A 14160-nucleotide genomic window follows, 5' to 3' on the forward strand; every position below is an offset into this window, starting at 1 on the left:
GACGCGACCCGTCAACCCATTCGCGTTTTCATTTGCGGCTCGACCTCCTCGCGCGAGCGCCATGTAGGGCGCTGGCGCGAGCTGCACGGGCGGCTCGCGCCAACTCATTCCACACTCGGACTGGGCATGCCGCGCGAGGCATGCCTTTTTGCGTCTAGGGGGCCTGTTTGTGTTTCAAGTTTTGTGGAAACTTCGCCATTTCTTCTGGGAGGAACGAAAGCGATACGGGATCGCCGTCGGGCTCTTGCTGTTCCTCAACGTCATCGACGTGATTCCGCCCTACCTCGTCGGCCGATCCATCGACCTCATGAGCCAGCACGGCATGACGCTCAGGGCGCTCGCCGAGCTCGTGGGCGCCTTGCTCCTGACCATTGTCGTGTCGTACGTGTGCGGCGTGACGTGGCAATATCAGCTCTATTCCGGCGCCCGGACGCTGGAATTGTCGCTGCGCCGTCGGCTCATGGAGCACTTTCTCAAGATGACGCCGCGCTTCTTTGAGCAGAACCGCACGGGTGACCTCATGGCGCGATCGACCAATGACCTGAACGCGGTCATGCAAACGGCCGGATTCGGCATCCTGACGCTCATCGACTCGACGACGTACTCGGCGACCATCCTCGTCACCATGGCCGTGCTCGACGGCTGGAAACTCACCTTGTTCTCGCTCGTGCCCATGCCGTTCATCGCGCTCGCCATGACGAAATTCGGCCAGATCCTGCACGACCGGTTCGAGCGGGCGCAGGACGCCTTCGGAGATATGAACGATCGCGTCCTGGAGACGGTCGCCGGCATTCGCGTGGTGCGCGCCTACGCGCAGGAGCAGAACGAGGAGCGCCGCTTCGCTGAGACGATGGCGGACGTGTATCGGAAGAACATTGCCGTCGCGAAGATCGACGCCCTGTTCGACCCGACCATCAGCCTCCTCGTCGGCGTGACGTACCTCATCGGCCTGGGCTACGGCACGTACCTCGTCTTCCAGAGCCAGCTCACCGTGGGTCAGCTCACGTCGTTCAACGTCTACCTGGGCATGCTGATCTGGCCTATGCTCGCGTTTGGGCAGCTCATCAACATCATGCAGCGCGGCAATGCGTCTCTGGACCGCGTGAACGAGACGCTCGCCTACGAGCCCGACGTGGTGGACGCGGACGGAGCGGTGGGGGTGGCGCGCATCGACGAGATCCGCTTCGAGGGCTACTCGTTCCGCTACCCGTCGTCCGAGCGTGACAACCTGGTGGACATCGATCTCGTCATTCGCCGCGGCCAGACTCTCGGTATCGTGGGCAGGACGGGCAGCGGCAAGTCGACGCTCGTGAAGCAACTTCTGCGTGAGTATCCCGTGGGGCATCGCGGCCGCCTGTTGGTGAACGGGCTGCCCATTCAGGATGTCCGAATCGACGCGCTCCATCGTTTGGTGGGCTATGTCCCGCAGAATCCGATGCTGTTCTCGCGCAGCGTGCGGGACAACGTCCGCTTCGCCAAGCACGACGCGACGGACGAAGAGGTCCTTCGCGCGCTCCATCTCGCCGGATTTGCGGAGGACATCCCGCGGCTCCCGGACGGGCTCGACACGCTCGTCGGCGAACGGGGCATTTCGCTGTCCGGCGGGCAGAAGCAGCGCATCGCGCTCGCCCGCGCGCTCATTCTGGATCCGGATCTGCTGATTCTCGACGACGCGATGTCGGCCGTGGACGCGCGCACGGAGGCGCACATCCTGCGCTCCATCCGCCGCGTGAGGAAGGGGCGCACTACGCTCATCGTCAGCCACCGCATGTCGGCCGTTCAGCACGCGGACTGGATTGTGGTTCTCGACGAGGGACGCATTGCCGAAGCGGGCACGTTTCAGGACCTCATGCGGCTCGGGGGTTGGTACGCCAAGCAGTACCTGCATCAGCAGGCGTTTGGCGAAGCCTCGGACGATCTCGCCGAAGACGCGCAGGCACCTGAAGAGGGCGCGCCAGGCGCGGCGCAACCGTCGCTCACCGGGGCGGACAGGGGGGATGTGCGATGAATCGTTCCGCATCGGTCCGCGTCGGAAGGCGCCTCGTGCAGTATGCGGCGCACGCGCGCGGCGCCATCGTCGCGGCGCTCGTTTTGCTCGTGCTCTCGGTGACCGCGCAACTCGCGGGCCCGTTTGTCGCCAAAACCATCATTAACCGGGACATCGAGGGCGTGCAGCAGGTCTGGTATCGAGCGCCTGCGGGCGTGCCCGGCGCGGTGCGCGTGGATGGACAACTGTACGTGCGCGGCGACAAGTTGCCACACGGAGCGCCGAGACAACAGCCACACACGCTCATGACGCTCGGAACGACCGCATACTTCCTGCCGGGGACGGTGCAGGCCATCGCGGCGGGATCTCGGCCCGGCGAAATCCGCGAGGAAGTCGGGGGTCACTGGCGCACCATACCTGCGCACCCCATCAGCCGGGCGCAGATGTTCGCGTTCTACCGGCCGGAAGTGCCGAACGTCATCCGGCTCGCCCTGTTGTATTTCGCGCTGCTCGCCGCCTCCGCCGTCTTTTTGTACGGCCAGCAGTATCTGTTGCAGGTGTCTGCCAACCGCATCCTGCAGCACATGCGGCGCGACGTCTTTCACCGCATTCACTGCCTGCCCATTTCGTACTTTGACAACACGCCGGCAGGAAAAATTGTCTCGCGCATCACGAACGACACCGAGTCGATTCGCGACTTCTACGTGAACGTGCTGGCGAACGTGCTCTCGAGCGCCGTGATGATGCTCGGCATCTATGTCGCTCTGTTCATCCTGAATGTCGATCTCGCCCTCTTGGCCTGCGCGCTTTTGCCCATCCTGTTTCTTTGGATCTGGCTCTATCGCCGGTATACCGTGCAGGTCAACCTGCGCGTGCGCGCGCTCATCTCCGAGATCAACGCCATGCTGAACGAGACCATCCAGGGCATGCCGATTATCCGCGCATTCAACCGGGAGGTGAGGACGGCCGCCGAGTTCAACGAGATGAACCAGGCCTACTACGACGGCCAGACGAGGCTTCTGCGCATCAACTCCGCCACGGGATACAACCTCGCGGGCGTCCTGCGCAACCTGTTCTTCGCGGCCATCATCGCGTGGTTCGGCTGGCGATCGCTCCATCTCGAGCCCATCGTGTCGCTCGGCGTGCTGTACGCGTTCGTCGATTACCTGAACCGCCTGTTTCAGCCGCTCACGCAGGTCGTCAACCAGCTCGCGACGCTCGAGCAGGCGCGCGCATCCGCCGCGCGCGTCTTCGAGCTCCTCGACGAACCCGGCGTGGAGCCCGAATACGGCGCCATCCCGCGCTTTCGCGGCGAGGTCGAGTTCGATCACGTCTGGTTCTCGTACGACGGCGTTCATCCCGTGCTGCGCGATATCACGTTCACCGCGCAGCCCGGGCAGACCGTCGCGCTCGTCGGCCACACCGGCTCGGGCAAGAGCTCCATCATGAATCTCCTGTTCCGCTTCTACGATCCGGATCGCGGCGCCATCCGGATCGACGGGCAGGACATCCGCGAGATTCCTCCGCAACAGCTGCGGCAGCACATGGCCATCGTGCTCCAGGATCCGTACCTGTTCACGGGGACCATCGCGTGGAACGTCGGCCTCGGGGACCCTCGTGTAAGCCGCGAGCGCATCGAAAAGGCGCTTCGGGACGTCGGGGCGGATCGCCTGCTGAGGAACCTGCCGGGCGGCATCGACGAGCCCGTGCTCGAAGGCGGCAGCACCCTTTCCGCCGGCGAGCGCCAGCTCATCTCGTTCGCACGCGCACTCGCCTTCGATCCGGCCATCCTGGTGCTCGACGAGGCCACCGCGAATGTCGACAGCGAAACGGAGCGCATCATTCAAGATGCGCTCCAGGTCCTGAAGCGGGGGCGCACCACGTTCATCATCGCGCACAGGCTGTCGACGATTCGCGATGCGGATCTCATCCTGGTGCTTGACCAGGGCGAGATCGTCGAGCGAGGGACGCACGACGAGCTGATGGCGCTCGGAGGCCGCTATCGCCAGATGTACGAGTTACAGACGAAGGCGCTCGGCGTCACAGGTTGACGACGGCGCGGCCCTTCATCCGGCCCGCGAGGATCTCCTTCAGGGCGCTGTCGAGATCGTCGAGTGTGATGTCGTGGCCGATGTGGCTGAGCGCCTCGTCACTCGGCTTCCACGGCCCGGCGAGCCGACGCCAGATCTCGCGGCGCGTCGACATGTCGAGCCACACGGAGTCGATGCCGATGATGGCCGCCTGGCGGCGGAGGAACGGGAACACGCTGGCGGTGAAGTCCGGCCCGCCCGTGTAACCGCTGATGGCGATCACGCCGCCGTACTCGAGGCGCTGCAGCAGGTGTGGCACGTACTTGCCCGACACCGGGTCGATCACACCGGCGTAGCGAGCCTGCACATTCAGGTACGATTCGCCTTCCTGCAGCAACAGCGCGTCGGGGCGCACCACGTCGTCCGCGCCGAGAGTTTTCAGCCATTCGGCGGCTTCGTCCTTGCGGGTCGACGCCACCACGCGGTACCCGGCCCGTTTGGCAATGGCGATGCCGGTCGCGCCGACGCCGCCGGTGGCGCCCGTCACGAGCATGGCGCCCATGGCGGGAGACACGCCGTTTTGCTCCATGCGGTACAGGGACAGTGCGGCGGTGAACCCGGCGGTGCCGAGCACCATGGCGTCGCGCAGCGACAGCCCGTCGGGAAGCGGGACCACCCAGTCGGCAGGCACGCGGGCGTATTCGCTGAAGCCCCCGAAGTGGCCCGTGCCGAGATCGTAGCTGGTGCAGATGACGGGATCGCCCGGTCGGAACCGGGCATCCCGCGATTCGACGACTTCCCCGGCGAGATCGATTCCGAGCACCATGGGGTAGCGCGTCACCAGGCGGCTGGCGGGCTGGGAACAGATCCCGTCCTTGTAGTTGACGCTCGAGTAGCGGACGCGGATGAGCACCTCGCCTTCGGGCAGTTGGTCCAGGGTGAGCTCGCGGACGCCGGCGCGGTGTGCGTGGCCGTCCTGTTCCACCATGTAGGCGCGAAACGTGGTCATCTCGTGTACCTCCTTCGGTAGGCATGAGCGCATCAGGAAGCGGTTGAACGCTTTGGCGACACGCCGATGTGGTAGAGCAAGAACGCGTGGATCTCGGCCGACTCCCGCAAATGCTCGAGCCTGCCAGAGGATCCGAAGTGCCCGGCGCCCATGTGGGTTTTGAGCACGAGCGCCTCCTGGCCTGTCTTGGTGGCGCGCAGCTTCGCGACCCACTTGGCAGGTTCCCAGTACGCGACGCGCGGATCGTTGAGCCCTGTGGTCACAATCAGGTGCGGGTACCGCTTCGGCTCGACGTTGTCGTACGGGCTGTACGACTTCATGTAAAAGTAGTACGTCTCGTCGCGCGGATCGCCCCACTCGTCCCATTCGAGCGTCGTCAGCGGGATGGTGGGATCGAGCATGGTGGTGACGACGTCGACAAACGGGACGCCGGCGGAGATGGCGGCAAACCGATCCCCGCCCATGTTGGCCACGGCGCCCATGAGGAGGCCGCCCGCGGACCGCCCGTCGGCCGCCAGTTTTTCGGGCGACGTGTAGCCCTCGCGGATGAGCGCATCTGCACAGGCGATGAAGTCCGTGAACGTGTTCTTCTTCCGCAGCATTTTGCCGTCTTCGTACCAGTGCCGGCCCATCTCGGATCCGCCTCGGACGTGCGCGATGGCGTACATCACGCCGCGATCGAGCAAGGGGAGGAGCAGCGTCGGCATGAAGACGGGATCCAGGTTGTGCCCGTAGGAGCCGTATCCGTAGAGAATGCACGGCGCGGGTCCGTCTGCGCGCGCATCCTTCCGGTACACGAGCGAGACGGGGATGTCGGTCCCGTCGTTCGCCTTCGCCCAGAGGCGCTCCTGTACGTAGTCGGACGGATGGTACGGGCCGTTGACCGGCTGGCGGTGAAGCTCCTTCCTGGTGACGCTCACGGGATCGAGCGCGTAGGTGGTGCGCGGCGTCAGAAACGACTCGTATTGGATCAGCACCTCGCGCGTGTCGTAGCGGCGATTCGCCGATACGGAGACGGTGTAAAGCGGCTCGTCCCACTCGAGCCGCGTGAGGCGCCCGTTGGCAAACGTCCAGATCTGCGTCAGGCCGCCTTCCCGGCCTTCGATCACGACGGCCTCACGGAACGGGTGAACGCCGGTGAGATACCGGGCCTCGTCGTACGGGAACAGCTCCTCCAGGCGCTCGTCCTCGCACGGCGCGATGGGGTGGCGAAACAGGCTGAAGTTCGGGCGATGGAGATTCGTCAGGACGAGAAACGCGTCGTCCCAGTGCTCGAGCTCGTATTCCACATCGGCCTGGCGCGGGCGAAACACGGTCCACTCGCTGAGCGGATCGTCCGCCGGCAGGTAGCGGACCTCCGTCGAGGTCTTCGTCGAGGAAGTGAGGAACAAATATCTGCCGCTTTGCGACTTTGCGAGCGTGAGGATGCAGGTCTCGTCGTCCTCCTGGTACACGAGCGCGTCGTGCTCGACCGGATCGCCAAGTCGATGCCGGTACAGGCGGTACGGTCGCTGCGCCTCGTCGACCGTGATGTAGAACAGGTACTGGCCATCCGCGCTCCAGGCGACGCTGCCGTCGATGAATACGCCCTCGATGCGATCCGGCAACATTTCACCCGTGGTGAGATCCTTCACGAGAAGCGTGTACCGATCCGTCCCGTCCCGGTTTTCCAGGTACGCGAGCCGCTTCTCGTCCGGGCTCGTGGCGAGCACGGTTACACTCAGGTAACCGTCGCCGGCGAGATCGTTCAAATTGAGGACAATCTCCTCCTCGGCAGCGGCCAGCGCCTCGCGCGAGGCCGCCCGCTTGCGAGCGTGAATGGGATATTGCAAGGACTTTTCCATGCGCGTGTAGTAGAAGTATTGGTCTCCCTGGACGGGAACGCGCTCTTCCGCGTCGGGAATGCGGGCCACCATGTCGTCGTACAGCTCGTCGGTGAGCGGCTGGATGCGCTCCATGAACCACCGGTAGTATGTATTCTCGTCTTCGAGATACTGGATCACATCGGGGTTGTCGCGTTCCCGGAGCCAGTAGTATGGATCGATCCGTCGGTCTCCATGAATCTCGAGCACTTTCGGAATCGCTTTTGCCTTCGGCGCTTCCATGAGGTCACTCCTTCGCGGCGTTGATGGCGGTTTCAACGCGATTTCAAGGCTTCACGAGTATCATACCATGCGGCGTTTGCTGGCGCCTGTCGCTGGCGCACATGGGGGTGGGTGGCTTGCGCAAGCTGTTTCCCTATCTGCGGCCGTACCGGCTGCGCATTGTTCTCATCGTGACGTTCATCTTCCTGCAGGTGCTTGGAAACCTGTATTTGCCGACGCTCATGTCCGAAATTGTCGACAACGGTGTCTTGAAAGGCAACTTGGCGTACATCGTCCGCATGGGCGGGTTCATGCTCGGGGTCTCCATCGTCGCGGTGGGCTTCTCCATCACGGCGAGCTACCTGTCCTCGCAGACGGCGGCGAGCTTCGGCAAGCACCTCCGGCGGGACCTGTTTGCGCACGTGCAGACGTTTTCACTGGAGGAGATCGACCGGTTTTCGACGGCGTCGCTCATCACCCGGACGACGAACGACATCACCCAAGTGCAGCAGCTCGTCAACATGATGCTGCGCATGATGATCATGGCGCCGCTCAACTGCATCGGCGGCGTGCTCATGGCTGTCTACACGGATGCCAGGCTCTCCGTCGTGGTCTGGCTGATGCTCCCGGTACTCGCGGGCGTCATTGTGCTCGTGTTCGGCCGGGCGAGCCGGCTGTTCCGCCTCATGCAGGGAAAGATTGATGTGCTGAATCGCGTGTTGCGCGAGAACCTGACCGGTATTCGCGTCATCCGGTCGTTCAACCAGGTCGCGCGCGAGGCGGCGCGGTTCGATCGCGCCAACGCCGATCTCACGGGCACGACCACGCGCGTGCAGAAGATCATGGCTGCCTTGTCGCCGGCGCTTATGCTCGTCATCAACCTGGCCGTGATCGCCATCCTGTGGTTCGGCGGTGTGCGCGTGGCGAGCGGAAAGATGGAAATTGGCTCGCTGATGGCGTTCATCCAGTATGTGACGCAGCTGTTGTTCGCCATCATGATGGTGTCCATGATGTTCTTCATGATCCCGCGCGCAAACGCGTCCGCCAACCGCATCTGGGAAGTCTTGTCGAGCGAGACGCGCATTCGCAATCCGGAATCGCCAAGGTCGGAACCAAAGGCCGCGGGGCTGGTCGAGTTTCGGGGCGTGACGTTCCGGTATCCCGGCGCGGAGGCGCCTGCGCTGTCGGACATTTCGTTCGTCGCAAGGCCGGGCGAAGTCACGGCCATCATCGGCGGGACGGGATCGGGCAAGTCGACGCTCGTGAGCCTCATCCCTCGCTTCTACGACGTGGAGTCCGGCTGCGTGCTCGCGGGCGGGATCGACGTGCGCGCGTGGGACCAGGAGGCGCTGCGCGCGCAGATTGGCTATGTGCCACAGAAATCCGTCCTGTTCAGCGGCACCATCGCGGACAACATCCGGCTGGGCCGCGAGGACGCGACGGACGAAGAGGTGCGCGAAGCCGCCCGCATCGCGCAGGCGCTCGAGTTCATCGAGCAGATGCCAAACGGCTTCGACGCGGTGGTGGAGCAGGGCGGGAGGAATCTTTCGGGCGGTCAGAAGCAGCGCCTTTGCATCGCCCGGGCGCTTGTGCGCCGAGCGCCCATTTACATCTTCGACGACAGCTTCTCGGCGCTCGACTTTCGGACCGACGCGCGCCTCCGCCAGGCGCTTCGCGAGGCCGTGAGCACGGCGACGGTCATCATTGTCGCGCAGCGCGTCAACACGATTCGCGATGCGAACCAAATCGTTGTGCTGGACGAGGGACGCGTGGCCGGGATCGGCACACATGAGGAGTTACTCGCCAACTGTCAGGTGTACCGGGAGATTGTCCGGTCGCAGCTCGGAGAGGAGGTCACGGCATGAGTCAGGATCGGCGGGAGATGCCGGCCATGCGTCCACCCATGCCGATGCGCCACGGCGGCATGAGGCCGGGAATGCCCGTGCAGAAACCGAAGGATTTCGGCGGCACTGCGCGCCGGCTCATGCGGTACTTTCGGCCGCACGCATGGCGCATCGGTCTGGTGTTCGTGATGACCGTGCTCGGGACGCTCTTTTCCATCCTCGGCCCGGACGTCATGAAGGGCATCACGAACGATCTCGTCGCAGGCCTGCGGCACAAGTGGATGCATTTGCCCGGCCCGGCGTTCAACTGGGCGGACATTGTGCGCGTGCTGGAGGAACTGACGGGTCTCTACGTGCTGTCGAGCCTGTTCAGTTACCTGCAGCAGTACATGATGGCTGGCGTGGCTCAGAAGACTGTGTACGCGCTCCGGCGGGACGTGTACGCGAAGCTCGAGCGTTTGCCGCTTTCGTTCTTCGACGGCCGGCCCATCGGCGATGTCATGAGCCGGTTTGTGAACGACTTCGACAACATCGGCAACACCTTGCAGCAGGCGTTGCTCCAGTTCGTATCGAGCATCGTGACGTTTGTCGGCGTGATCGCGGTCATGTTGTCCATCAGCCCGCTGATGACGCTCGTGATGTTTCTCACGTTGCCGCTGTCGTTTTACGTGACGCGGTTTGTCACGAAGCGATCGCAGGGGTTTTTCGTGGGCCAGCAGCGGGCTTTGGGGCTCTTGAACGGCCACATCGAAGAGATGTACACCGGACACGCTATCGTGCGCGCGTTCAACATGGAGCGGCGGGCGCTGGAGACGTTCGATCGGCACAACGAGGCGCTGTACGAATCCGGATGGAGGGCGCAGTTCGTCTCGGGCCTCATCTTCCCGCTCAACAACTTTATTGGCAACCTGGGGTACGTGCTTGTGAGCGTGATTGGCGGGCTGTTTGTGGCGCGCGGCGCCATCAGCATTGGGGACATTCAGGCGTTCATCCTGTACGCTCGCCAGTTCTCCCAGCCCATCACCCAGCTGTCCAGCATCTTGAACGTCATCCAGTCGACCATCGCGTCTGCGGAGCGGATCTTCGAGCTGTTGGATGAGCCGGAGGATGCGCCGGATCCCGCGGACCCTGTGCGCCTCCGTGAGCCGCGCGGCGCCGTGGCGTTTCACCACGTCTCCTTCCGCTACAGGGACGATCAGCCGCTCATCGAGGATCTGAACCTCGAGGTCGCCGCAGGCCAGACCGTGGCCATCGTCGGCCCGACCGGGGCTGGCAAGACGACGCTCGTGAATCTGCTGATGCGGTTCTACGACGTGCGCGAGGGTTCCATCACCATCGATGGCATCGATATCCGCGACATGACGCGCGCGGATCTCCGCAGCCTCTTTGGCATGGTGCTCCAGGACACGTGGCTGTTCCATGGCACGATACGCGAGAACATCGCATACGGACGACCGGGCGCAAGCGAAGAGGAAATCCTGCGCGCCGCGCGCGCCGCGCGAGCGGATCACTTCATTCGAACCCTGCCGGACGGCTATGACACCGTCATTAATGAAGAGGCATCGAACCTGTCTCAGGGACAGAAGCAGCTCATCACCATCGCCCGCGCCATTTTGGCCGATCCCGCCATTCTCATTCTCGACGAGGCCACTTCGAGCGTGGACACGCGTACCGAGCTTCTGATTCAAGAGGCGATGCAGCGATTGATGGAAGGCAGGACGAGTTTCGTCATCGCGCACCGGCTGTCCACCATTCAAAACGCCGATCAGATCCTCGTCATGAACCGAGGGCGCGTCATCGAACAGGGCACGCACCGCGAACTCTTGCAGAAAGGTGGCTTCTACGCCGAGTTGTATCGCAGCCAGTTTGCGGGATCCAGCGTCGACGAAGCCCTGCGCGAAGCGTCCCGAAGCGGGGCGGCGCAAATCAGCGGCTTGTGATCAAAAAATGGATGAAATAGGGAAAAGGCGGGCAAGCTAGGGTCATCGAAATTCGATGGAGGCGATGACCCATGGGGCCCGCTCTTCTGCTTTCTATCGCGTTCTTCGGATGGTCCCATCCGAGCACGAACCCCGCCCTCGCTGCGACGCGGCAAGCGGTGTACGGGCCGATGATGCACGCCGTTCACCTGGACGAGGCACATCACGTGGTGACGGTCGATCTGCGGCCGGTGGCAGGACCTCGCACCTCCTCGCCGCTTGAGGCGACGGACGGGCGCGGCGTGACGGCGCCCATCTCTCCCGACGCGTACACGGACGGCCGGGCCATCACGGCGCCTGTGTCTCCACATGCGTACACAGACGGCCGGGACACGGGCCGCACCATGCGTGCCAATCGCGGTGCGCTCGTGCTGTCCGTGCCGCTTGGCTGGGAGCTCGACGTCGAGGGGATAGGGGCCGACAGGTGCCAGATGCGCACCGCGGACCTGGATCACCTGGCGTTTCAACCTATCCCTGGTGCGGCGGATGGGCTTCATCGCCGCTTCCTGCTCGGGCATCCCGGCACGTATCGGCTCGTAACCGCTGACGCCGGGCAGGTGTCGAGCGTCCTCGACACCGTCGTCGTATCGCCCCACTTGCGCGAACCCGTCATCGGCGCGCCGTAATCATTCGCACGCTCGGGCATCGCTCGCCGTCACACCAACTGCGCGCACAGCATGCCGAAATAGGTCGGCCGCTCGTAGGACAACACGCGCGGGTGCCGCTCGCCCTTGGGCACGGCACCCGCGAGAACCAGGGCTTGCCACAGGCCGTCCGGCCGAGCGTGTTGAATCATCTCGCCTGGAAAGTCTGCTAGGCGTTCCAATTCTCCTGCCGCGATGGCTCGCGCCACTTCCTCGTCGAGCCTCGCGGCGTCTTCGTGGTAGCCGTACGGCCCGTCTTCTGCATGCGCGTGCGCCCAATCGCAGCTCGCAATCAGGGCGGCCCGGCGACGGAGCGCATCGCACGCGGCTCGGATCGCCTGGCCCAGGCGGACGTGTTCCTCAAACGGGCGGGATGGCGCCGTCTGAATCACGACCACAGGGCGATCCGGCATGAAGAAAAGCGGGATCATCGTTCCCCAGTCGAGCGGGAGCGTGGACAGAGGACCTTCCGCGGTGGCGAAGTTGAGGACCGCGATGGGCAGGTGGGGTGACGCGAACTTTGCGATCTCGCGCGCGAGTTCGCGATCCACGGCGCGGCGCATGTGAACGCGGTTGCCCTTGTCGGGGCGGTGCACACGCACCATCAGCGCCGCGGTCTGCTCGCTCAACTCGCCTTCCATGTAGGCGCTTGCAGTAAGGGTGAACTGGCCCTCCGCGCGGATGCCGTGCGGGGTGATGACGATGAACGCGTCGGGATCGGCAGTCTGGGCGGTGCGACCGAGTTCCACGAGGCTTGCGCGCGTTTTGGCCATGAGATCCGGGCTCTCGCCGGCCAGTTCAGGGAGAATAGGCAGGCCGTGCGGTGTAATGGCTGCAAAGACGATGCTCATGGAATCGCCTCCTGACGCCACTGTAGACGAAATCTCGCGCGAACGCCACATTTGGCTGACGTAAGAGAAGCGGCTACAATAGAGTCAGAGGAGCGAGACGGCCGGGGGCGATGGGGAATGCCGAAAAGTCGCGAACAGGCGTTTAACGAGATCGTTCGCAGGGTGCGAAAGGAGTGCTTCGGCAAGGGACCGGAGCGGATCCACACGGTGTTCGTGGATAACATGGCCATCTCCGTGCTGCAAGGTAATCTGACGCCGACGGAAAAGTTCATCAGCCGAACGCCCGAAGGGGCCGAGATGGTGCGCTTGGCGCGGACGAGCATGATTCAGGAGTTGTACAAGCGGAAGGTCCCGGAGGGTCTGGAAGAGGTGGCGGGCTCGAAGTTTCTATACCTGTTTTCCGACTTCAAGGTGGAGGAGGACATGGGGGTTTCGGTCTTCATTTTTGAGCGCCCCATTCCAAAAGAGCCCCTTCCGGACGGATTCATCTGCGGCAAACAGGCGAATCAAGCGCAAGAATCCGCAGAATGAGTTGTATTCGGTTTCACCTCGAACGTGCTATAATGTAGGCGCGTGGCGGGTGCATTCGCGTGAGTGGGCGCGCTACGAAACCATTGGCTCGGCGCTTGAATGGTTGGCCTGTAGGTTCTGCAGGCGAACACATCGGCACAAGTTGACCGCAACAGGCGGCAATTTGTGTCTTTTTTTGTGCGCGCGGTGATTGGGTCATCATGGGTTTCCTTTTAGGTATGAAGCTCGCCGTGCTGCACAAGGTAACGTTGGGAACGATGTGACCCAGACGAGCGCTGAGGAGAAAAGGGTGAGAGTCGAATGAGCAACGGGTTCTTGAGTCCAGCGGAAATTGCGCAACTGGCAGTCGAAATCGGCGAAAAGAAGACGAAGGAAGCATGGTGGAAGCTGCTCATTCTCGGCATTCTGGCGGGCGCGTTCATCGCGCTGGGGTTCCTTGTCGACATCCGGGTGACGGCCAGCCTGCCGGACAGCCTGGCGTCCATCAAGAGTCTGATAGGTGGCGCGGTGTTTCCCGTCGGCCTCATGCTTGTGGTCATCGCCGGCGGCGAACTTTTGACCGGCAACATGATGACGGTGCCCATTGCCGTGCACGCGGGGCGCGCGAGCATCGGCGGTCTCGTGTACAACTGGTTCTGGGTGCTCGTGGGCAATCTGCTCGGTTCGCTGTTCGTCGCGGGCGCGTTTGGCGTCGGCGCGCACCTGCTCACGGCGGATCCGTTCAAGGCGACGGTGATTGCCATCGCGACGGCCAAAGCGAAGCTCGCGTTTGGGCCGACCATTCTCTCAGCCATTGGGTGTAACTGGTTGGTCTGCCTCGCGGTCTGGATGGCGTATGGTGCCAAGGACATCGTGAGCAAGATCTTCGCCATCTGGTTCCCCATCATGGCGTTTGTGGCCATTGGCTTCCAGCACGTCGTGGCCAACATGTTCGTGCTCCCGGCAGGTCTGTGGGTCGGCGCCGACTACTCGTGGGGCAAAATCATCGAAGAATGGTGCGGTGCGTTCATCGGCAACGCCATCGGCGGCTGGATTTTCACCGCACTTGCGTATTACCTCGTCTACCTGACGAAGTCTCGGCGCGAGGCTTGATTCGCTCGCTCCGTCGCCCGCCCGCCATGACCGCGCCCTTGCCGTGGGGCGCGGCCCGTCTACGCGGCCGTCTGTCTCCTCTCGCGTAAACCGAAAGAGAAAGGGGATA

10 protein-coding genes are annotated in these 14160 nt (G+C 63.5%); 7 read left to right on the forward strand and 3 right to left on the reverse strand.

Annotated features, from left to right (window positions below):
- The first annotated feature begins 169 nt into the window (after positions 1-169).
- Together AC27E8_RS13160 and AC27E8_RS13165 are read left to right on the forward strand one after the other, a co-directional pair.
- Positions 170-2008, forward strand: coding sequence for an ABC transporter ATP-binding protein (locus AC27E8_RS13160; RefSeq protein WP_487099739.1), 1839 nt, complete (start codon positions 170-172; stop codon positions 2006-2008).
- Complete coding sequence (locus AC27E8_RS13165; protein WP_487099740.1) at positions 2005-4038, forward strand: ABC transporter ATP-binding protein; 2034 nt, start codon at positions 2005-2007, stop codon at positions 4036-4038. Before AC27E8_RS13160 ends, AC27E8_RS13165 begins: the two co-directional genes overlap by 4 nt.
- Here AC27E8_RS13165 and AC27E8_RS13170 read toward each other — a convergent pair.
- Both AC27E8_RS13170 and AC27E8_RS13175 read right to left on the reverse strand, forming a co-directional pair.
- Positions 4028-5026: an acrylyl-CoA reductase family protein gene (locus tag AC27E8_RS13170; protein WP_487099741.1), complete on the reverse strand. Its 999-nt coding sequence runs from the start codon at positions 5024-5026 to the stop codon at positions 4028-4030. The genes AC27E8_RS13165 and AC27E8_RS13170 overlap by 11 nt on opposite strands.
- Positions 5027-5058: 32 nt before the next feature.
- The gene (locus AC27E8_RS13175; protein WP_487099742.1) at positions 5059-7131 is read right to left on the reverse strand and encodes a S9 family peptidase; all 2073 of its coding nucleotides are present in this window, start codon (positions 7129-7131) and stop codon (positions 5059-5061) included.
- Between the two features lie 116 nt (positions 7132-7247).
- Here AC27E8_RS13175 and AC27E8_RS13180 point away from each other — a divergent pair, with 116 nt between their 5' ends.
- The 3 genes from AC27E8_RS13180 (at position 7248) to AC27E8_RS13190 (ending at position 11559) form a co-directional block, all read left to right on the forward strand.
- Entirely contained in the window at positions 7248-8975 is a 1728-nt protein-coding gene (locus tag AC27E8_RS13180) for an ABC transporter ATP-binding protein (protein WP_487099743.1), read from the forward strand.
- Positions 8972-10894, forward strand: coding sequence for an ABC transporter ATP-binding protein (locus AC27E8_RS13185; RefSeq protein ID WP_487099744.1), 1923 nt, complete (start codon positions 8972-8974; stop codon positions 10892-10894). The genes AC27E8_RS13180 and AC27E8_RS13185 overlap by 4 nt, the downstream gene beginning before the upstream one ends.
- 71 nt (positions 10895-10965) lie before the next feature.
- Positions 10966-11559, forward strand: a complete 594-nt coding sequence (locus AC27E8_RS13190; protein WP_487099745.1) for a hypothetical protein — start codon at positions 10966-10968, stop codon at positions 11557-11559.
- Between the two features lie 29 nt (positions 11560-11588).
- On the opposite strand, the gene AC27E8_RS13195 is transcribed toward AC27E8_RS13190, so the two are convergent.
- Positions 11589-12428 (reverse strand): DODA-type extradiol aromatic ring-opening family dioxygenase, encoded by an 840-nt coding sequence (locus tag AC27E8_RS13195; protein ID WP_487099746.1) that lies wholly within the window; start codon positions 12426-12428, stop codon positions 11589-11591.
- 117 nt (positions 12429-12545) lie between these two features.
- Between AC27E8_RS13195 and AC27E8_RS13200 the strand changes: the two genes are divergently transcribed.
- Positions 12546-12959, forward strand: a complete 414-nt coding sequence (locus tag AC27E8_RS13200) for a Na-translocating system protein MpsC family protein (RefSeq protein WP_014463698.1) — start codon at positions 12546-12548, stop codon at positions 12957-12959.
- A gap of 300 nt (positions 12960-13259) precedes the next feature.
- Positions 13260-14051 (forward strand): formate/nitrite transporter family protein, encoded by a 792-nt coding sequence (locus AC27E8_RS13205; protein ID WP_487099747.1) that lies wholly within the window; start codon positions 13260-13262, stop codon positions 14049-14051.
- Positions 14052-14160: the final 109 nt, after the last annotated feature.

The sequence above is a fragment of the Alicyclobacillus sp. CIJ1 genome (assembly GCF_057538885.1).